Source organism: Zavarzinia aquatilis, assembly GCF_003173035.1.
Classification (GTDB): Bacteria; Pseudomonadota; Alphaproteobacteria; order Zavarziniales; family Zavarziniaceae; genus Zavarzinia; species Zavarzinia aquatilis.
This window is the reverse complement of the sequence record NZ_QGLE01000008.1, coordinates 184,658-203,286: the sequence shown is the minus strand read 5'-3', so window position 1 is coordinate 203,286 and position 18,629 is coordinate 184,658. Positions and strand designations below refer to the sequence as shown.

18 protein-coding genes are annotated in these 18,629 nt (G+C 65.3%); 9 read left to right on the top strand and 9 right to left on the bottom strand.

The genetic code is table 11. The features are described from left to right. Nucleotides 1–3: 3 nt before the first annotated feature. The 3 genes from DKG74_RS14760 to DKG74_RS14750 are packed head-to-tail and all read right to left on the bottom strand — an operon-like array spanning nucleotide 4 to nucleotide 2,730. Complete coding sequence (locus DKG74_RS14760; protein ID WP_133251600.1) at nucleotides 4–1,290, bottom strand: KpsE/RkpR family capsule polysaccharide export protein; 1,287 nt, start codon at nucleotides 1,288–1,290, stop codon at nucleotides 4–6. Then, nucleotides 1,217–1,951, bottom strand: a complete 735-nt coding sequence (locus DKG74_RS14755) for an ATP-binding cassette domain-containing protein (protein ID WP_165837702.1) — start codon at nucleotides 1,949–1,951, stop codon at nucleotides 1,217–1,219. The genes DKG74_RS14760 and DKG74_RS14755 overlap by 74 nt, the downstream gene beginning before the upstream one ends. Continuing rightward, nucleotides 1,948–2,730, bottom strand: a complete 783-nt coding sequence (locus DKG74_RS14750; RefSeq protein WP_165837701.1) for an ABC transporter permease — start codon at nucleotides 2,728–2,730, stop codon at nucleotides 1,948–1,950. Before DKG74_RS14750 ends, DKG74_RS14755 begins: the two co-directional genes overlap by 4 nt. A 354-nt stretch (nucleotides 2,731–3,084) precedes the next feature. Here DKG74_RS14750 and DKG74_RS14745 point away from each other — a divergent pair, with 354 nt between their 5' ends. Then, on the top strand, nucleotides 3,085–4,302 hold the full coding sequence (locus DKG74_RS14745; RefSeq protein WP_109906930.1) for a polysaccharide pyruvyl transferase family protein: 1,218 nt from the start codon (nucleotides 3,085–3,087) through the stop codon (nucleotides 4,300–4,302). 21 nt (nucleotides 4,303–4,323) lie between these two features. On the opposite strand, the gene DKG74_RS14740 is transcribed toward DKG74_RS14745, so the two are convergent. The 4 genes from DKG74_RS14740 to DKG74_RS14725 all read right to left on the bottom strand — a co-directional run bounded on the left by DKG74_RS14740 (nucleotide 4,324) and on the right by DKG74_RS14725 (nucleotide 8,129). Further along, entirely contained in the window at nucleotides 4,324–6,006 is a 1,683-nt protein-coding gene (locus tag DKG74_RS14740; protein WP_109906929.1) for a polysaccharide pyruvyl transferase family protein, read from the bottom strand. A 72-nt stretch (nucleotides 6,007–6,078) separates the two neighbouring features. Then, complete coding sequence (locus DKG74_RS14735; protein WP_109906928.1) at nucleotides 6,079–6,306, bottom strand: hypothetical protein; 228 nt, start codon at nucleotides 6,304–6,306, stop codon at nucleotides 6,079–6,081. Nucleotides 6,307–6,378: 72 nt separating this feature from the next. Further along, a complete protein-coding gene (locus DKG74_RS14730; protein ID WP_109906927.1) occupies nucleotides 6,379–6,795 on the bottom strand; it encodes a hypothetical protein in 417 nt (138 codons plus the stop codon). A gap of 29 nt (nucleotides 6,796–6,824) precedes the next feature. Next, nucleotides 6,825–8,129 carry a GSCFA domain-containing protein gene (locus tag DKG74_RS14725; RefSeq protein WP_207779367.1) on the bottom strand — a complete coding sequence of 435 codons (1,305 nt, stop codon included), beginning with the start codon at nucleotides 8,127–8,129 and terminating at the stop codon, nucleotides 6,825–6,827. A 714-nt stretch (nucleotides 8,130–8,843) separates the two neighbouring features. Between DKG74_RS14725 and DKG74_RS14720 the strand changes: the two genes are divergently transcribed. Further along, nucleotides 8,844–9,260 (top strand): phosphomannose isomerase type II C-terminal cupin domain, encoded by a 417-nt coding sequence (locus DKG74_RS14720; RefSeq protein ID WP_207779366.1) that lies wholly within the window; start codon nucleotides 8,844–8,846, stop codon nucleotides 9,258–9,260. 318 nt (nucleotides 9,261–9,578) lie between these two features. On the opposite strand, the gene DKG74_RS14715 is transcribed toward DKG74_RS14720, so the two are convergent. Beyond that, nucleotides 9,579–10,484: a proline iminopeptidase-family hydrolase gene (locus tag DKG74_RS14715; RefSeq protein ID WP_109906926.1), complete on the bottom strand. Its 906-nt coding sequence runs from the start codon at nucleotides 10,482–10,484 to the stop codon at nucleotides 9,579–9,581. Nucleotides 10,485–10,564: 80 nt separating this feature from the next. Beyond that, nucleotides 10,565–11,323 (bottom strand): LuxR family transcriptional regulator, encoded by a 759-nt coding sequence (locus DKG74_RS14710; RefSeq protein WP_109906925.1) that lies wholly within the window; start codon nucleotides 11,321–11,323, stop codon nucleotides 10,565–10,567. Nucleotides 11,324–11,487: 164 nt separating this feature from the next. Between DKG74_RS14710 and DKG74_RS14705 the strand changes: the two genes are divergently transcribed. From DKG74_RS14705 to DKG74_RS14675, 7 genes are read left to right on the top strand one after another with little or no spacing between them, the layout of a single operon-like run. Continuing rightward, nucleotides 11,488–12,375: a proline iminopeptidase-family hydrolase gene (locus DKG74_RS14705; protein ID WP_109906924.1), complete on the top strand. Its 888-nt coding sequence runs from the start codon at nucleotides 11,488–11,490 to the stop codon at nucleotides 12,373–12,375. Further along, a complete protein-coding gene (locus DKG74_RS14700; protein WP_207779365.1) occupies nucleotides 12,372–13,313 on the top strand; it encodes a proline iminopeptidase-family hydrolase in 942 nt (313 codons plus the stop codon). The genes DKG74_RS14705 and DKG74_RS14700 overlap by 4 nt, the downstream gene beginning before the upstream one ends. Nucleotides 13,314–13,320: 7 nt before the next feature. Next, entirely contained in the window at nucleotides 13,321–14,259 is a 939-nt protein-coding gene (locus tag DKG74_RS14695) for an ABC transporter permease (protein WP_109906923.1), read from the top strand. After that, nucleotides 14,256–15,095 (top strand): ABC transporter permease, encoded by an 840-nt coding sequence (locus tag DKG74_RS14690; RefSeq protein WP_109906922.1) that lies wholly within the window; start codon nucleotides 14,256–14,258, stop codon nucleotides 15,093–15,095. Before DKG74_RS14695 ends, DKG74_RS14690 begins: the two co-directional genes overlap by 4 nt. Beyond that, entirely contained in the window at nucleotides 15,092–16,066 is a 975-nt protein-coding gene (locus DKG74_RS14685; protein WP_109906921.1) for an ABC transporter ATP-binding protein, read from the top strand. Before DKG74_RS14690 ends, DKG74_RS14685 begins: the two co-directional genes overlap by 4 nt. Beyond that, nucleotides 16,063–17,058: an ABC transporter ATP-binding protein gene (locus DKG74_RS14680; protein WP_109906920.1), complete on the top strand. Its 996-nt coding sequence runs from the start codon at nucleotides 16,063–16,065 to the stop codon at nucleotides 17,056–17,058. The genes DKG74_RS14685 and DKG74_RS14680 overlap by 4 nt, the downstream gene beginning before the upstream one ends. Further along, a complete protein-coding gene (locus DKG74_RS14675) occupies nucleotides 17,055–18,569 on the top strand; it encodes an ABC transporter substrate-binding protein (RefSeq protein WP_109906919.1) in 1,515 nt (504 codons plus the stop codon). The genes DKG74_RS14680 and DKG74_RS14675 overlap by 4 nt, the downstream gene beginning before the upstream one ends. Nucleotides 18,570–18,629: the final 60 nt, after the last annotated feature.

Here is an 18,629-nt window from a genome sequence, read left to right as displayed (position 1 = left end):
TCGTCAGACCATGTGGTCTCGGACGCCGGCCCAGACCAGCCGACCGATCATCAGGGACACCAGCGAAGCAAGGAAGGTGAAGAACACGGTCTGCGCCCGATAGGGCAGCCGGGCTTCTGTCGGCATCATGGGCGAGACCACGTCGACGACGTAGAGCTTCTGCCGCCGTGCCTCGACCAGCGCGGAATCGAGGGCTGCCTGGGCCGAGCCATAGGATTGCTTGGCCAGATCGCTCTGCAGCATCAGAATGCCGTATTGCTCGAGGGTGCTGGCCCAGGCATCGGCGCCGCCGGTCAGCCGGCTTTCCTCGATCTTGATCTGCTCCTGCAGACCGGCCAGCTTGTTGCGCAGCTCGAACAGACGCGGCACGTCGCCTCGGGAAATGTCGGTGATCGCGCGGATTTCCGCCTCGATCGCGGCGGATTGCGCCTTCAGTCCCGAGATGATGTTGTTGACCGAACTCGACGTGACAGCCGGGTCGATGGCGCCATGTTCGTTGCGGAACTTCGTCAGCGCCACTTCGGCGTCGCGCAGGCGCTGTTCGGCGCTCTTCAACTCGTTGCGCGCCAGTTCCGTCAGATCGTGTTCGGACCGGCTGTTGAATTCGTTGATCAGGCTTTCCGCCTGATTGGCCAGGCCGACCGCCATCTTGTGGGCGAGATCGGGCGTGAAGGCCCGGGTTTCGAGCACGATCATGCCGCTGACTTCGTCGAAGGAAATATCGACGACACCATTGTAGTAGCTGTAAAGCGCCTCATCGTCGGCATCGGCCGACAGACGGGAAAAGTCGTCGATATCCGGCTGGGTGAAGGCCGTGCGCAGGTCGAGGTCGGACTGCAGCTTGTCGAGGGCGTTGCGCGACTCGATGTAGCGCACGACCGAGAAGGATTCGTCCATGGCCCGGCCCATGATCGAGCCGCCCTTGAACAGGCTGAGGCCGCCTTTGCCGCCACCGCCGCCGCCCGCGTCATAGGACGTCTTGACCTGGAAGATCGTGTCGACCTGATAGACGTCCGACGCGAAACCATAGACATAAATCGTCGAGATCAGGGTCGGAATGACCACGGCCAGAGCACTGAGGATCGTGGACTTGATCTTGCGTCGCCGCAGGTCCGCCCGGCTCTGCGCCGAGGGCAGCGGCGTGAGGACGACCTGGCGCGGCGGCGGCGCCTCCGTATCGTCGAAGAAATCGTCGGCGAAGGGATCGCTTTCGACTTCAGGACGCTGCTTCCTCGCCCGGCTCGGCCGAACATGTGCGGAAGTATCGGATGGCTTTGTCGATTGTGTCATGGTGCGTCAGAACACCCCGATGGAGAACATAGGCGACGTCGCAGTACTGCTTGATGGCAGCGGCGCGGCCGGTGGCAAGGACGATGGCGGCGCGTCGCCGGAGCATTTGCAGCGTTTCATCGGCCTTGCGGCGAAACTCGAGGTCACTCGTGGCGTTCAGACCGTCGATCGGATAAAAATCGAAGTCCAGTCCGACCGCCGCCGAAAACATGACCTTAGCCATAGTGCTCGCCGGAAGATCGCCGAGCAACCGGTCCATGGACGCGCCGAGGCCGGCGAAATCGTCGACACTGCGAATGAGATCCGGCGCCGCGCGGCCATAGAGCTGCGCCGTGAAGCGGATATTGTCCCGGACGGTCATGCCCCGGATGAGGCCGGTCCGCGCCCAGAGCGGCCAGCTGGCCGTCATGTTGTGATGCACCACCCGCCCGGTCATCGGCTGTTCCAGTTTGGCGAGCAGACGGATCAGGGTCGTCTTGCCCGAGCCCTTGGTGCCAAGAATGCCGACGCTCTGCCCCGGATGGACGATGAAGCTGACATCGCTGAGCGCGGTCACGACGCGACTGCGCTGGTAATATTGCACCGTGACATGGTCGAGCGCGACCATGCGCCCCGTCTCGGCGCGGCCGGCATCGTCCAGCTTGTCTGCGGCGACGGTCACGCCCGCTCCACCCGGGGGCGCATGGCGCGTTCGCTGACCAGCGCGAAGAACACCAGCCAAAACAGCCATTCCATGGCATAGCCGAAATCAGCCATCTCCGCCTTGTACTTGCCGAAATACTCCTGCCGCATGAGATCGTTCAGGTGGAGCAACGGGTTCCACAACGCAAAACCATGAAAGAGATAGGGAATTTCGGGAATCACGAAGAAAACGCCGCTGGTCATCAGCAGGATGCGCAGGGCAACCTGAAGAACAGGCCGGACGAGGCGGATCCGCGTGCACAGCGCATTGAAGATGATGCCGGCGAAGAGTCCATAGAAACCCGAGACGATCAGCAGCATGGCGACATAGGCGGGCCGGTAGATCGGCTGCGAGACGCCCGCGATCATGAAGACGGCGAAGGCGACGAAGGACAGGATCACGTAAAGGACAATGTTGACGATGCCGCGACTGATGGCGAGATCGAGGATCGTGACCTGCGGGAAGAAACTGTAGCGCTCGGCGGACAGGGTCGTGGTCGAGACGAGCATCAGCGTCCGCCGGAAGATCCAGAACATCAGCACGCCGGTGGCGATGAACGGAACGATTTCCATGCCGCGATGGATGCCCTTGCTCGTGATATAGCGCATGACGGAAAAGACCGCGATCGCCACGGACAATCGGCCGAACTCGGTCCACACCCCGAGGAAATTCAGACCTATGCGCGCCTTCGCCTCGCGAAAGGTCACGGCCTTCAAGACGCGCAGCTGGTTGCTGATCGCGTTGCTGACATCGCTCATCGGCAGCTCGATACCGTCGTGGGCATGATGGACCCCCAGGAACCCCTTCCCGTCTGCGCGTGGCCTCGGGGTCGGGAGTTGGACCTTATTGCCCCTTCCGTTCCCCCACCGCAAGGAGTAATCCCGGCAAACGGGGCTTAATTGTGGCAGCGCAGCATCGGCCCGGGCGCCTGCCCTTCGGCGAAGCGATGCGCGATGAATCAACATTGATGGCCATCACCCTCCCGCACTATCCTTCGCGGGGACAGGTGAAGTAAGAGGGCGTGGCGCCCTTCGCCTGACCGGCTCCGAGCGGGGTCAGTTCCCAAGGCCGGTTCGCCGGCGTCCCACGTCGTTCTACCAGCGAGGCATCTCGTGAAGCATGATAAATCCGTCGTCCTCCTCGGTTTCTTCGCACGCGGCAACGCAGGGGACGAAGCTTTCCTTCATGTCCAGTACGAACTTCTGAAGGACAAATATAATATCATTGTGCCGATCGAGCACAAGAACGCCCATCCGGACTTCCGCTCCTGGTATCCTTACACGGAATGCGAAGTCATCAATTACGACGAAATTCCGCGACTTTATGCGCCGGATGTCGTTGGTCTTCACATTGGCGGCGGCTCGCTGGCGTTCGGTTTTTCCGGCCAGTTCCTGCTGACGGCGCTCGACGCCGGCAAGAAGACGCTGGTCAGCGGCATCGACGCCGCGCTGAAGCCCCGCCTGCCCGCCGACCATATCCGCTTCGACATCTATAACCGGCTGGACTTCTTCTCGGTCCGCACGATCAAGTCGCTGGACAATCTGCGCAAGAACGATGTTGCGGTGCACCACGGCGCCGACTGGGCGCTCGGCCTTGGCGTGATCGAGCCCCCGGCCGCCAAGCGCGGCGGCGCCCTCGTCACCATCCGCGCCTTCGGCGAGCCGCCGGGCGACGAGCATCGCCGCGACATGCTGGCCCTGCACCGCTATCTCGAGCGCCAGGGCCACCGCGTGCGCTACCTGCCCTTCGCGCCCGAGGACCGGGGCTTCCTCGATCTCATGCCCCATGTCACCCCCGACATGATCGAGAATGTCTGGTGGGATCCGCGGCAGGTGAAGGGCCTGATCGCGGCCGCCGATGTCGTGGTCAGTGTCGGCCGGCTGCACACGCTGATCCTGTCGATGACCGCGCGCACCCCGACCTTCGCGATCGACCCCAAGATCATGTCGGACGGCCGCCACATCCTGAATCGCAAGAACCTGAATTTCACCCAGGAAGTCGGCCTCGACTTCTTCCATTCGGTCGACGATCTGATCGGCGCCTATGGCGACGATTTCTCCAGCAAGATCGCCGTGCGCGATTTCTCGCCCGATTATTACGAGCGCCTCGAATCGCAGAAGGGCTTCATCAGGGCGATTCTGGAAGCCGATGTCGACAGCCTGCCAGCGCGAGGGGAGGCCGGGCACTGGTCCGGTTCGACGCCGGGCGGCCGTCCGCTCGAAGATACGCTGAGTTCGCTGAAGACCGAGGAAGAGGCACGCGAGGAAAAGCGACGCCTGAAGCGCGAGGAAAAGCGGCGCGAGAAATTCGAAGCGCGCGAAAAGGTCTGAGGCGCGCCGACAGTCCCGGCCTCAGGCCGGGATTGTCGCCGTGTAACGGTCGATGATCCCCCGAAGCGTCTCGATCGAGCGGTCGAGACGTTCGTGCGCGGCGGCGCGTTTGCGCAGCGACACGCCCTTCAGAGTCATCGCGGTTTCCGCCAGCAGCGCATCGACAGTCGCGACCTGCTTCAGCCCCCAGTCGGCGCAGACGGCGTCGATCTTGGTGATCGACTTGCGACCCGACGGCAGCGGCAACGGCGGCACCAGGGATAAGGCGGGCACGCCGAGACTGGCGGCAAAAATCAGCGGATGAAGTCGCCCGACCCCGATCACCAGACCGCTGGCGCCGATCAGTTGCTTCACCCGTCGCGGGTTCCACCAGTGCTCCAGCGTGGGCGCGACCGGCGCGAGGTCGAGCTCGACAGTATTCCGGCCATCTTCAGGGCAGAAGGGCAGGAATGCCGGCTCCCATCCCTGATGCCGCAATCCCTCGATCAGCCGTTCAATTTCCCGCACATAACTGTAGGGCACAAGGTGTAGCGGAAATTCCCGCAGGACGATCAGGGCCCGCCGATCGGACGCCGAGATATCCTCCGCCTCGTCCTGTTTCAGGCGAATGGCCCAGTCGGCGCCGAAGTCTGCCTCGACCCCCAGCTGGCGACAGATGTCGAGACCGTGCCGGGTGCGCACCATCACGCGGTCGAATCCGCTGAGGTAGGCCTTCATCTGCGCGGTGTCGATCGCATGGCGGCCGCGTGCGACCGCCCGATCCGGTGGATCGCAACCCGGCATGACCAGTCCCGGCAGGTCGACGCCAGTGATGAAGGTGGGAATTCCCCTCGCCCGGGCCTCGAACACGAGATTGGCGGCGAAGCCCACCGCGAGGCCGCCGCCACCGATCATCATGCCGACGATTCGGCGCCCTTCCTCGAACAGGCCGAGGTCGCATTGATGACGGATCTCGCACTTGTTGTAGGGATACCAGGATTGATAGCCCTCGACCGCGCCAAAGCCGTCGACCGCCACGATGACATCGAAATCCGCCGCGAAGGTCTCGTAAATGCACTGGAACAGGGCTTCATCACCGCAGTTCCCACGACCGTAGAAGCCGGCGACGACAATGGCCGGGCGCACGTCGCCCCCCCGCGAGGCCGCCGGCGCCAGGGTGTGGGGCCTTCCCGAGAGTCGCAGCAAGACACCGGCATGGCCCGCGGCGACACGACCGGCCGGTGCGAGACCGCGAGCCTCCGCCGCGGCCACCAGCGCCGCTTCGCGCGCCGCCGTGGTCCGGCAGATCAGGCTGCCCCCGGCCGCGCCCAGACAATCGAGCAGGGCCTCGCCATTGGCGAGCAGACGCCACGGGGTCAATGCCACGACATGGTCGACGCGGCGGATCACCGCTGCCGGCAAATTGTCGAGATCGACCGTGGCCGTACCCGTGGCGGGGTCATGATTCAGCGGCTGCTCCAGTACGGCGACGCCGCTGCCTTGACCGGCCAACAATGCGGCATGGCTGCCGTCGGTCAGATCCAGCAACACCTCGCCCTCGGCGATCAGCGCGGCCAGGGCGGCGCGCATCCCTTTCAAGACGCCAGGCGCCAATCCCACCGCAGGCGGTTGCTTGGAGCCGCGCGAACCCTTTTGAGACATGTCCATCGTGGGAAAGGATAAACCAAAGATACCGGTCAGGACCAGAACGGGCCCAACCCTCATGCGCGTCGATCAAACGAGAATGGCACGCGCCCAAGGACGCGTGCCATCACAAAAGTGCAGAAGTGTTGCGGCTCAGCCGGCGGCAGGGGTCGTGCCGCGGGGCTTGCGCGAAGCAGCCGCGGCCTCGCGACGGGCCGTCGCTTCGCTGCGACGCGCTTCAGTCGCGGTCTTGCGGGCAGCGGTCGCCTCGGCGCGCTTCGCAGCCGCTTCGGTACGCTTCGCTTCCGAAGCAACCTTGCGCGCCTCGGCAACCTTGGCCCGCTCTTCCTTGCTCAGGACGACCTTCTTTTCGCTTTCCATCTCTTTTGCTCCTTGCTTGTTCTGCCTTGCCGGCGAGGGCCAGGACGCGAACGTCCGGCCGACCGGCAATTTTCAGGATTGAGCGTTGCCGCCAATGCGGGCCTGGCGCCGGGCGGCCGCGCCGCTGCGCCGCTGCTCGGCGGCCTGTTCTCGTGACTGCTGGGCCTCGTTGCGGCGGACGGATGCCGCCGCGCGGCGGCCCTCCGCGGCTTCGAGCCGGCGTTGCGCCGTGGCCTTGCGCCGCTCTTCCGCCGCGGCGCGAGCGGGCGACGGACGCCCCGCCTCGGCCGCGTCGGCTGCCGGGGAATCCGCCGCGACCTCGATTCCGACCGGCGCCGCCGTGTCGGGCAAATCCGGCGCGTCGACGGGGGCCTGCACGTCTTCGACCGAGGCCGCGACCTCGGTCACCGACGACTTGGCGCCAGCCGCTTTCGCAGGGGCCGAGCCGCCTTTCTGCTTCTTGCCGAAACCACCGAAGAGTTTGGCCATCTAGCTGTCCCTTCCGTTACGACGCAGGATCATTCGGCTTTGTTGTCCGGGCCACCCTTCTGGCGGCGCTCCACGCGGCGATCCGCCATGATCTGCTCCCGCCTCGCCGCCTTTTCGGCCGCGCGCTGCTCGGCCGTCGCCGCATCGGGCTTGGTTTCCCGGCCCCGCGCCTTCTGCCGCTCCTCGCGGGTCCTCTCGCGCGCGGCTTCGACGATATGCTTCGAGACGTTGCGGGGTTGGCTCAGCTTTTCGCTGCGAATGCGCCTCAGGGCATTCGCCTTGTCCTCGCCACCGAGTTCCTTGTCGAGCGCGAGAGCTTCCGAGAAGGTATTCTCGATATCCGCGTCGGTCAGGCCGGTGCGGCAGAAATAGCGCTCGAAAGACTGCATATTCAGGTGCAGCACATGCGGATGGACATGGCGCCCATCCTTGCCGAACTGATTGCGGAAGGCATTCAGCACGATTTCGTAGGACGGGAAGTAGAACAGCTTCGGATCGTTCGGCTTGTTCTCGCGGTAGAGCTGGTCGATCGCGCTGCGCAGGATCGCCTTCGAGACCGCGTTGGCGGTGATGCAGGAAACATCGCGGAACGTCGCGGCCAGCGGAATCGGCGACACCGTGAACACCACCGGGGTATCCGGCTTGTGCTTGCGGATCAGGCTGTAGATCGCCCGCAGGTTGGTCAGGCTTTCCTCGTGGGTCGCGACGCGGAATTTGTGCCGGCTCGGATCGAACTTGTCGAAGGGCACCGCGCGCCAGAACACTTCGCCGGTCGGCTCGTCATACCAGACTTCGGACAGGCCGAGGGTGATGATGAAGAGGTCGGCCTCGTCGAACAGCTCCTTGGTCTTCAGCCGGACCTGTTCGTCATAGCCGAATTCCTCGGCCTTGTAGCCGTGCCACAGATCGACCGCCGGCGTGTGGTTTTCCCAGGCCCATTCGAACTGCTGACGGATGGCATGGGTGTTCACGATACCGTCGCCAAGTCGCGATACGTAAGCGACGTTGTCCTTCTTGGTGGCGACGTTATAGCCGATGTTGTTCAGGTAATTGCTGATGTTGGATGCAAAACAGCTGCCGAACGCGATGATGTTGGTATTTTCGTCGATGAACGGCTCTTCCGGCATCCAGCCCTTCAGGAAGAACTTGGCGATCGCGTCCGGGCGCTCGATCAAGTCCTGCGTGGGGCCGAAATTCGTATGCTCGCCACGGTAGAAACTATAGCCGAAAGACATTTTCTTGCCTTCGACGACAGTCTGAATGGTCTGATTGACCACCTGCGTACCGCCGGCTTCGGCGTCTTCAGTCAAATTGTCCACGGTTTCGGTGCTCATGAGTTTCTAGACCTCCAATCGGTCAGTCGGCCCGAGTTTTCGCCGCTGCCCCAATATCCGTCAACCCCGTTCATTGCCGTGACGGCACTGCGGCAGAGGGTCCGAGAACAAACAGGGGACGCACCGAAAATCCACGCCCCGGGCACGGCGAAGCCCCTGCCAGGATCCTGGCAGTGGCATCTTCAAACAAGCCGAAACCTCGCGGCAGTCATTCCCGCGTTCCCCCTTCGGTGGATATCCACCTCATCCGCCCTCGCCGGTCCCACCCCGACAGACAAAGGCGTCGAAACACTGTCCGGCGGCAATCTCGCGCGGTTTCATGATGCAACGCAACACAAAAGCATGCCCCACGGGCCGCCTCTGGGCCAAAATACGAACAACGTCACAAGGACGCTCACAATTGGACCAAGGCTAGTAAACGATAATTTTGCCGCAGCGCAACGGTTCCCGCGTTAAACAAAAAAATTATCAATCCGCGCGGAACAGACACAAGATTTCCATATTATTGGACATTCAGATGCAATCCGCAGTTACGGCCCCAATTTGCTATGCAAATGCTGCAGAAATGAGGATCATCAAGATGCGCTTTGATGGCGAATGTGACCGCCGTCACTTGCACGGATGAAGGCCTGGAGATAGTGAGGACGCGGTCCTTGACAGGGCCCTTTGTTGCACAGCAATGTAGATCAATCCGAGATTACGGAGAGGACGGACATGGACGCAACGCTGAAGCGTGCCGATCGTGCGCGGTCTTCGATGGCCAGCGAGGCCGCCGAAACCGCTTATCGCATCGGTGACAGCGATGAGCGCCCCTGGGGGGGGTGGGCCGTACTGGACGTAGGCAGTGGCTTTATCGTCAAGCGTATTAAGGTCGCCCCTGGTCAGAGGCTTTCGCTACAATACCACTTTCATCGCGCAGAAGACTGGATCATCGTCGACGGTCGGGGGGTCGTCGAGATTTCGGGCAAACCGATCGAGGTCGGCCCGGGCTCGCATGTGCACATCCCTGCCACGGCGACCCATCGCATCTCGAACACCAGCGACGAGGTTCTGACCTTCGTCGAAATCCAGCGCGGTGACATCCTGGACGAGACGGATATCGTTCGTCTGTCCGACGACTACGGCCGTTGATCGCCGTTCGGTAAGGCGGGGGAACGCCCGGCCTTACCGCGGCTGCCCGCGCCGGGCGCGGCGCTCGATCGAATGATCGCGATCCCGGAAACGGGAACAGGGTACCAGGGCGGGAAACGATACCGCCCTCGTCCCGGCCTTCCAGAGGCAACGTCCTGCCCCGACACATCCTGCATTTCAGACTGAAACGCCGCTTACGGTGGCGTTCGGCGTTGTCGGCACGGCGTCCCTCAGGACAGGGTTACGTCCCGCCCTGAATCCGCCGCTTCACCGGCGCAGGCGCCGATGTCACGCCGCGGACGGATGACACGCATAGGGTCACGTTGTCGCGATTCCATCGCAGGTCGCCAGGAAATCGCCGACCACCTTCATGCAGGCGGCCCGTTCCTCGACATGGGGCATGTGGCTCGAGTGCTCGAACAGGTGCCAGCGGATGTCGGGCACGAAGTCGAGATAGGGCTTGACCACCAGCGGCGTCGCCTCGTCGAAGGCGCCTGAGATCAACAGGCACGGCACCTCGATCAGGGGCAGCCGGTCGACGATGCTCCAGTCCTTCAGGGGGCCGATGACGTGGAACTCGGTCGGACCGTTCATGGTGCGATAGACCGTGGGGTCGGCATCCATCTGGTCGAAGGTGCGCCGCACTTCGGGCGGCATGGGCTGGATGCGGCAGACATGGCGGGCATAGAAGGCTTGCGTCGCGGCGAGATAGTCGGGATGGCCGTAGTCACCCGTCGCCTCGTGCCGGGCCAGCGTCTCCTGCATCTCTTGCGGCAGGTCGCGGCGCAGGCGCAGCGCCTCCTCGACCCAGACCTTCATGGACGAGGGCGAATTGGCGATGACGAAGGCTTTCAGGCCCCGGGGCCGGCGCACCGCGTGTTCAGCCCCCAGCATCCCGCCCCACGACTGCCCAAGCAGGGCATAGCGCCCGGCGATGCCGAGGTGGTTCAACAGATTGTCGAGTTCGGCGAGGAACAGCTCGACCGTCCAGAAATCCGCCGGCGCGTCTGGCCTGTGGCTGGAGCGGCCATTGCCGATCTGGTCGTAATGAATGACGGCGCGGCCATCGACGGCCAGATCGCGGAAGCTGTCGACATAATCATGGGTGCAGCCCGGCCCGCCATGGGCGACGACGAGGGGCAGGCGCCCGCCCTTCAGGCTGCCGGTGATCCGATACCAGGTTCGCCATTCGCCAAAGGGGGCATAGCCTTCCGTCACATCCATCGCCAGTCCTCCCACCGTTCCGGGGCAAGCCTAGCGAGGCGGCTCTTCGGGCGTCAGCTATCAGTTCTTATAGGTCGGGGTCACAGCAGCCGATAGTGCACGGCCATGGTTACCGCGTGCACCCGGTTGCGCGCGCCCAGTTTCCGCGTCGCCGCGTTCAGGTGCATGACCACCGTCGCGATGGAGCGGTTCAGGCGCCAGGCGATTTCCTTGGCGGTCAGCCCCTCGGCCGCGAATTGCAGGCACTCCCGCTCCCGCGCCGAAAGCGACACCGCCCGGGTAACATGGGCGGAGGGGTCGTAGCGGGCGAAGGCCCCGGCATGGAAGACATGGGCGAGCAGGGCGAAATCCGCGAGGCGATGGCGGACCTCAGCCTCGGCGGTCGCGTCGGCGCCCCTGCAGATCCCGGTCAGGGTGGCATAGCCCCCGCCGGGCATGTGCAGGGGCACGGTCGCGCCATAGACCATGCCGCTGTCGCGCAGGTATTCGACCACCGGCCGGTGGCTGTCGTCGATCACCGTGTTGATCACCGTGCCCGCCTTGTCCCGATAGCACCAGGTGAAGGGGGCATGGGTGCGCATGGCAACCTGCTGCACCGGATCGCGCTGGTAATATCCATCGTCGCACCAGCGCGCGAACATGTCGTCCGGCGCGTTGCGCAGACACAGCAGCGACGGCGCGATCATCGCGCCGTCGTGGGTCCAGGGCACCGGCGTATAGTCGTAAACCAGGGTGGCGAAGCCGTATGCCTGCATCGCCTCGTGGGTCCGATCCACCTGCGCGTCCAGCGGCAGGGCGGGGTCGATACGCCCAGCGGCGTCGACAAGGGTGTCCAACATGCGTCTTTCCCGAAGCCAGCGTGTCGTCCAGGCGTCATGCTAGTCACCCCGTCGCAGCGCAGCAAGTGCACAACGGCGCCGCACCTAGAAGAAATGATAGCTGGCCCTGCCCGCGACGAAGGCACTAGCCTTTCCGACATCGTTTCGGTCCCGGAGGCTTGGTCATGTGGCGTGAAATCGAACCCGACGAGCGGATCGAGGTTACGGTCGACGGTTTCAAGGTCGTCGCCTACAGCTTCGGCAGCGGGCCGGAAACCGTGTTCTGCCTGAACGGCGGCCCGGGCCTGCCCTGCGATTACCTGCGCGAGGCGCATTCCTGCCTGATCGACCGGGGCTACCGCGTCGTCGCCTTCGACCAGCTGGGCACCGGCGCCGCCGACCGGCCGACCGATCCCGCCCTGTGGACCATCGGCCGTTATGTCGAGGAGACGGAGACGGTCAGGAAGGCGCTCGGCCTCGGCAAGGTCCATCTGCTCGGCCATTCCTGGGGCGGCTGGCTCGCCATCGACTATGCCCTGACCTATCCGGAGGCCCTGAAGAGTCTGATCCTCGAGGACACGGTCGCCGACATGCCGCATCTGATCGCGGAACTGGAGCGGCTGCGCGCGGCGCTGGGGCCGGAGACGGTCGCCATGATGCAGCGCCACGAAGCGGAAGGCACCCTGAACCATCCCGAATATCAGGCGGCGATCACCATCCTGAACTACCGCCATGTCTGCCGGCTGGACGATTGGCCGGCGCCGGTCAAACGCTCGCTCGACGACTGGAACATGGGGCCTTACGGCACCATGCAGGGGCCGAACGAATTCCTCTACACCGGCAACCTGAAGGACTGGAACCGGGTGCCCGAGCTGCACCGGATCGCGGTGCCGACGCTGATCACCTGCGGCGGTCACGACGAGCTGACCCCGGCCTGCGCCCTGAAGATCAGGCTCGGTATTCCCCATGCCGTGCTGAAGGTCTTCCCCAACAGCAGCCACATGCCCTTCTATGAGGAACCGGCGGCCTATTACCCGGTGCTGCTCGACTTCCTCGCCGGGGTCGCCCGATGACCGGCATGGCCGAAAGCGGGCGCCTCGGCGATGGCTTCGTGGTCTGGGACGACCGGCCGGCCGACGAGACGAGCGAGATCACCTTGCGCAGCGGCCACCGCGTCACCGCCTATTCCTACGGCACCGGGCCGGAGGTTCTGTTCCTGCTGAACGGCGGGCCGGGTCTGCCCTCCGACTATCTGCGCGACCCGCATGTGCCGCTGGCCACCGAGGGTTTCCGCGTCGTCACCTACGACCAGCTCGGCACCGGCCGCTCCGATCACCCCGACGATCCCGCACTCTGGACCATCGAGCGTTACGTCGAGGAAGTGGAAGACGTGCTGGCGGGCCTCGGCCTAGAGCGCGTGCATTTCCTCGGCCATTCCTGGGGTGGCTGGTGCGGGATCGAATATGCCCTGACCTATCCCGCGCGCATCGCCAGCATGATCCTGGCCAATACCTGTGCCGACATTCCCCATCTGATGGCGGAAATCGACGCCCTGCGCGGCGCCCTCGGTCCCGAGACCGTCGCCATGATGCAGCGCCTCGAGGCCGAGGGGCGTTACGACCATCCGGCCTATGACGCCGCCGTCACCCTGCTCGACTACCGCCACATCCGCCGCCTGCCCGAGCGGCCGCTGCCCGCCGCCCGTTCCAAGGCCGGCTTCAATTATCCGATCTATTTCGCGGTGCAGGGGCCGAACGAATATCACTATATCGGCTCGATCACCTCGTGGCGCCGGCTCGACCGGCTGCATGAATTCACCTGGCCGGTGCTCATCGTCAACGGACGCCACGACGTACTGACCCCGGCCTGCGGGATGCGCATGAAGGATGCCATCCCGGGGGCCGAGATCGCCATCATGGCCAATTCCTCCCACTCGCCCTTCTATGAGGAACCGGCGGCGTATCGTCGGCGCATCGTCGAGTTCCTGAACCGTCACCGGCTGGGGGGCTGAACGGACGATGGACCGGTTTCGCTTCGTCCTGTTCCGCCCCCTGCAGCTCCTGCCGGTGCTGATCGGCATCAGCATCGCCACCTTCGCCCTGGTCCGCTCCATTCCCGGCGATCCGGTGCGCGTGCTGCTCGGCCCGCGCGGCACGCCCGAGGCGATCGCCCGCATCCGCCAGCAGTTCGGCCTCGACGAGCCCCTGTGGCGGCAATATTTCTACTTCGTCGAGAACCTGCTCGACGGCCGGATGGGCAAGTCCATCGTCTACAAGATCGAGATCCTCGACCTCGTCGCCCGACGGATCGAGCCGACGCTGGCCCTCGTCGCCGGCTCGGTGCTGCTCTCCCTCCTGCTCGCCGTGCCGCTGGCGACGCTGGCGGCGCGCAACCGGGGCGGTCTCGCCGATCACCTGGTGCGCCTCGTCTCGACCTCGGGCCTCGGCCTGCCGGCCTTCTGGCTCGGCCTCATGCTGATCATCCTGTTCAGCATCCATCTCGACCTCTTCCCCGTCGCCGGCTATGGCGAGACCCTGGCCGACAGGCTGCACCATCTGGTGCTGCCCTGCCTGACCATCGCCCTTGCCCTGTCCGCCGTGCTGACGCGCAACCTGCGCGCCTCGATGATCGCCGAACTCCAGTCCGATCAGGCGATGGCGGCGCGGGCGCGCGGCCTGTCGGAAGGCCAGGTGTTCCGCCGCCATGTCCTGCCCAATTCGCTGGTGCCGACGATCAACCTGCTCGCCGTCAATATCGGCTGGCTGATCGGCAGCACCGTCGTCATCGAAAGCGTTTTCGCCATACCCGGCCTGGGGCAATTGCTGGTGCGCGCCATCTTCGCCCGTGATTATCTGGTCGTGCAGGGTGTCGCCATGATCTTCGCCTGCGCCACGGTCACGGTGAATTTCATCGCCGACATCGCGACCGCCCTCGCCGATCCGCGGGTGCGGCTGTGAGGGCGGGGAGCCTTCGCCTGCCCCTCCGGCTGGGCCGGCGCTATCCGGCCTTCGGCCTCGGGCTCGGCGTGGTCGGCCTGTGGCTGCTGCTGGCGCTCTTCGCGCCCCTTGTCGCGCCCTTCGACCCCATCCTGCAGGACGGCACCATCGCCCTGCAGCCCCCTTCCCCCGCGCATCCCTTCGGCACCGACAATTTCGGCCGCGATGTCCTGTCGCGCGTGATCTGGGGCGCGCGGATCGACCTGCAGATCGCCTTTCTCGGCGTGATCTTCCCTTTTCTGATCGGCACCGTGCTCGGCACCGTTTCCGGTTACTTCGGCGGCCTCGTTGACACCGTCTTCATGCGCATCCTCGACGTCGTGCTGGCCTTTCCCTTCCTCGTCCTCATGCTGGCGATCATCGCCATCCTCGGGCCGGGCCTTGCCTCCTTCTATATCGCCATGGCCATGGTCGGCTGGGTGTCCTACGCCCGGTTGATCCGGGCGCAGGTTCTCGTGCTCCGCGGGGCCGATTTCATCGTCGCGGCGAAGAGCCTGGGCTTCGGCCCCCTGCGCATCATGTTTCGCCACCTGCTGCCCAATGCCATCGCCGGCTCCATCGTTTTTTCCATGTCCGATGCCGTGCTCGTGCTGCTGAACGGTGCCGCCGTTTCCTACCTCGGCCTCGGGGTCCAGCCACCGGTCGCCGAATGGGGCGTCATGGTCGCGGAAGGTCAGGGCTTCATCACCACCGCCTGGTGGATGACCACCTTCCCAGGCCTCGCCATCGTCACCCTGGCCCTCGGCTTCAGCCTGCTGGCCGATGGCCTCGGCGACATGCTGGGGGTGCGGGAATGAGCGCGCCGCTGCTCTCGGTCCGCGACCTGCGGGTGTCCGCCGGGCCGCTCGATCTCGTCGACGGTATTTCCTTCGACCTTGGCCAGGGCGAAATCCTCGGCCTCGTCGGCGAGAGCGGTTCGGGCAAGACCATGGCCTGCCGCGCCCTGATGCGCCTGCTGCCGTCGCGTCAGGTCGCGGTCACCGGCGGACGTATCCTGCTTGGCGACGACGATCTCGCCGCCCTGCCCGAGGCGGACATGCGCCGTCTGCGCGGCCATGCTCTCGGCATGGTGTTCCAGAACCCGGCCAGTCACCTCGACCCCGTCATGCGCATCGGCGACCAGATTGCCGAGGGTCTGCGCCTGCACCGTGGCCTCGACCGCAAGGCGGCATGGGCGGCGGCCATCGACCTGCTGGCCCAGGTCGGCATTCCCGACCCGGCGCGACGCGCCCGCAATTACCCGCATGAATTCTCGGGCGGGATGCGCCAGCGGGCGATGATCGCCGTCGCCCTGTCCTGCGATCCCGGCATCCTGATCGCGGACGAGCCGACCACCGCCCTCGACGTGACCGTGCAGGCGCAGATCCTGCGCCTCCTCCTGGCCCTGCGCGAGGCGCGCGGCCTCGCCATCGTGCTGATCAGCCACGATCTCGGCGTCATCGCCCAGACCTGCGACCGCATCGCCGTGATGTATGCCGGCCGCATCGTCGAACAGGGGGCGAAGACCGACATCCTGCGCCGCCCCCTGCACCCCTATACACAGGGCCTGATCCGCTGCCAGCCGGGGGAGGACGGCGGCGGCCCCGGCCTGCCCCTGCCGACCATCGCGGGCCAGCCGCCCTCGGCCGGCGAGATGCCGGCGGGCTGCCGTTTCCACCCCCGCTGCCCCCGCGCGAGCGAGACCTGCCGACGCGAGATGCCAGCGCCCCACGCCCTCGAAGGCCGCATCGTCGCCTGCCATCATCCGCTGACGGGGGAGGTGCCATGACCCCGCCGCTGCTCGAGGTCGACGACCTCGTTGTGCACTATCCGGCGGGCGGAATGCTGCGCCGGCGCGAGGTCCAGGCGGTCAACGGCGTTTCGCTCCGTCTCGAGCCGGGCGAGACCCTCGGCCTCGTCGGCGAGAGCGGCAGCGGCAAGAGCACCCTCGGCCGCGCCCTCCTCGGCCTGACCCCGGTGACGGCGGGTCATGTCGGCTTCGACGGCAAGCGGGTATCGGGCCGTGACCGCGCCGGTCTCGCCCATCTGCGCCGTAACGCGGCGATGATCTTCCAGGACCCGTTCAACGCGCTCAACCCGCGCCAGACCATCGCGACCTCGATCGCCGAGGTGCTGAGGGTGAAGGGCGAGGTTCCACCCGCCGAGGTTCCGGCCCGGGTCGCCGCCCTGCTCGACCTTGTCGGCCTGCGCCCGGACCTCGCCGGGCGGAAGCCCCATGCCCTTTCGGGCGGCCAGTGTCAGCGCGCCGGCATCGCCCGCGCCCTCGCCATCGAACCGCGCCTCGTCATCGCCGACGAATGCGTCGCCGCCCTCGACGTCTCGATCCAGGGCCAGATCATCAATCTGCTGATCGAGCTGAAGGCGCGCATGGGTCTTGCCATGATCTTCATCGCGCACGATCTCGCCATCGTGCGTCGCCTGTGCGACCGGGTCGCGGTCATGTATCTCGGCCGCATCGTCGAGGAAGGGCCGACGGAGGCGGTGTTCTCGAGCCCCCGCCATCCCTATACGGCTGCTCTCGTCGCCGCCATCCCGTCGCTCGATCCGGCGCGGCCCCTGCCCGCCGATCCGCTGCCGGGGGAGCCGCCCAGCCCGCTGGCGCTGCCGCCGGGCTGCGCCTTCCACCCGCGTTGCCGCCTCGCCCGGCCGGAATGCCGGGAAATGGCGCCACCCGCCCGTCATGACGGCGAGCGCATCACCGCCTGCGTGTTGTCACCCGACGAGATCACCACCACCCAACCACGGAGTATGGAGCCATGAAGCGAAATCGACTGAGTCTGGCCGCGGCGGGCTTCCTCGCCGCCCTCGCCTTCGGGTCCGGCATGGCCGAGGCCTCGGGCGTGCTGACCATCGGCCGGCGCGAGGACAGCACCACTTTCGATCCGATCAAGACCGCCCAGAACATCGACTTCTGGGTTTTCTCCAATGTCTATGACGTCCTTGTCCGCGTCGACAAGACCGGCACCAAGCTGGAGCCGGGCCTCGCCGAAAGCTGGACCATCTCGCCCGACGGCCTCGTCTATACCTTCAAGATGCGCGACGCGAAGTTCTCGGACGGCAGCCCGATCACGGCAGGCGACGCCGCCTTTTCGCTGCTGCGAATCCGCGACGACGAGGGCTCGCTCTGGGCCGATTCCTACAAGGTGGTAAAGACTGCCGTCGCGACCGACCCCAAGACCCTGGTGGTCACGCTGGTCACGCCTTCCGCGCCCTTCCTGTCGACCCTCGCCATGCCCGGCGTCTCGATCCTGTCGGAAGCGGCGATGAAGAAGATGGGGGCCGAGGCCTATGCCGAGAACCCCGTCGCTTCCGGCGCCTTCACGGTCAAGGAATGGCTGCGCGGCGACAAGGTCGTGCTCGCCAAGAATCCGAATTTCTGGGAAGCCGGGCGTGTCAGCCTGGACGGCGTCGAATGGATCGCCATCCCGGACGACAACACGCGGATGCTGAAGGTTCAGGCCGGCGAGATCGACAGCGCGATCTTCGTGCCCTTCTCGCGCATCGCCGAGTTGCAGCAGGACAAGAACCTGAAGGTCCAGCTCGACCCGTCGACCCGCGAAGACCATCTGCTGATCAACCACGAGCACGGCAAGCTGGCCGATGTCCGGGTACGCGAGGCGATCGACTACGCCATCGACAAGAAGGCCATCGTCGACGCCGTCACCTTCGGCATCGGCCAGGTCGCCAATTCCTTCATTCCCGCAGGCGCGCTCTATCACTTCGGCGATAACCTGCAGCGTCCCTACGATCCCGAGAAGGCCAAGGCCCTGCTGGCCGAAGCTGGGGCGACGGGCCTGACCCTCAATTATGTCGTCAACGCGGGCGATGCGGTGGACGAGCAGATCGCCGTCCTCCTGCAGCAGCAGCTGGCCAAGGCCGGCATCACCGCCAACCTGCAGAAGGTCGACCCCAGCCAGAGCTGGGACATGCTGGTCTCGGGCGATTACGACATCTCGGTCATGTACTGGACCAACGACATCCTAGACCCCGACCAGAAGACCACCTTCGTCGTCGGCCACGATACCAACATGAATTACATGACCCGTTACAATAACCCGAAGGTGAAGGACTTGGTCGCCGCCGCCCGCATCGAGCAGGACCCGGCCAAGCGCGAGGCGATGTATATCGAGATCCAGAAGCTGTCGAAGGCCGACGTGCACTGGATCGACCTCTACTACAGCCCGTACCGCAACGTCTCGCGCGCCAATATCGACAATTTCTACCAGAACCCGCTCGGCCGCTTCTTCCTCGAGGACGTGGTCAAGAACTGACCGGAATCGCAGCGGGGGCGCCGAATGCCGCGCCCCCGGTTGCCCGTGGCCCGACTCCGT

What these genes read in the sequence shown, in the direction of transcription:
- DKG74_RS14760 (WP_133251600.1), bottom strand. Translation starts at nt 1,290, where the DNA reads ATGACACAATCGACAAAGCCATCCGATACTTCCGCACATGTTCGGCCG.
- DKG74_RS14750 (WP_165837701.1), bottom strand. Translation starts at nt 2,730, where the DNA reads ATGAGCGATGTCAGCAACGCGATCAGCAACCAGCTGCGCGTCTTGAAG.
- DKG74_RS14740 (WP_109906929.1), bottom strand. Translation starts at nt 6,006, where the DNA reads ATGAGGGTTGGGCCCGTTCTGGTCCTGACCGGTATCTTTGGTTTATCC.
- DKG74_RS14735 (WP_109906928.1), bottom strand. Translation starts at nt 6,306, where the DNA reads ATGGAAAGCGAAAAGAAGGTCGTCCTGAGCAAGGAAGAGCGGGCCAAG.
- DKG74_RS14730 (WP_109906927.1), bottom strand. Translation starts at nt 6,795, where the DNA reads ATGGCCAAACTCTTCGGTGGTTTCGGCAAGAAGCAGAAAGGCGGCTCG.
- DKG74_RS14725 (WP_207779367.1), bottom strand. Translation starts at nt 8,129, where the DNA reads ATGAGCACCGAAACCGTGGACAATTTGACTGAAGACGCCGAAGCCGGC.
- DKG74_RS14720 (WP_207779366.1), top strand. Translation starts at nt 8,844, where the DNA reads ATGGACGCAACGCTGAAGCGTGCCGATCGTGCGCGGTCTTCGATGGCC.
- DKG74_RS14715 (WP_109906926.1), bottom strand. Translation starts at nt 10,484, where the DNA reads ATGGATGTGACGGAAGGCTATGCCCCCTTTGGCGAATGGCGAACCTGG.
- DKG74_RS14710 (WP_109906925.1), bottom strand. Translation starts at nt 11,323, where the DNA reads ATGTTGGACACCCTTGTCGACGCCGCTGGGCGTATCGACCCCGCCCTG.
- DKG74_RS14705 (WP_109906924.1), top strand. Translation starts at nt 11,488, where the DNA reads ATGTGGCGTGAAATCGAACCCGACGAGCGGATCGAGGTTACGGTCGAC.
- DKG74_RS14700 (WP_207779365.1), top strand. Translation starts at nt 12,372, where the DNA reads ATGACCGGCATGGCCGAAAGCGGGCGCCTCGGCGATGGCTTCGTGGTC.
- DKG74_RS14695 (WP_109906923.1), top strand. Translation starts at nt 13,321, where the DNA reads ATGGACCGGTTTCGCTTCGTCCTGTTCCGCCCCCTGCAGCTCCTGCCG.
- DKG74_RS14685 (WP_109906921.1), top strand. Translation starts at nt 15,092, where the DNA reads ATGAGCGCGCCGCTGCTCTCGGTCCGCGACCTGCGGGTGTCCGCCGGG.
- DKG74_RS14680 (WP_109906920.1), top strand. Translation starts at nt 16,063, where the DNA reads ATGACCCCGCCGCTGCTCGAGGTCGACGACCTCGTTGTGCACTATCCG.
- DKG74_RS14675 (WP_109906919.1), top strand. Translation starts at nt 17,055, where the DNA reads ATGAAGCGAAATCGACTGAGTCTGGCCGCGGCGGGCTTCCTCGCCGCC.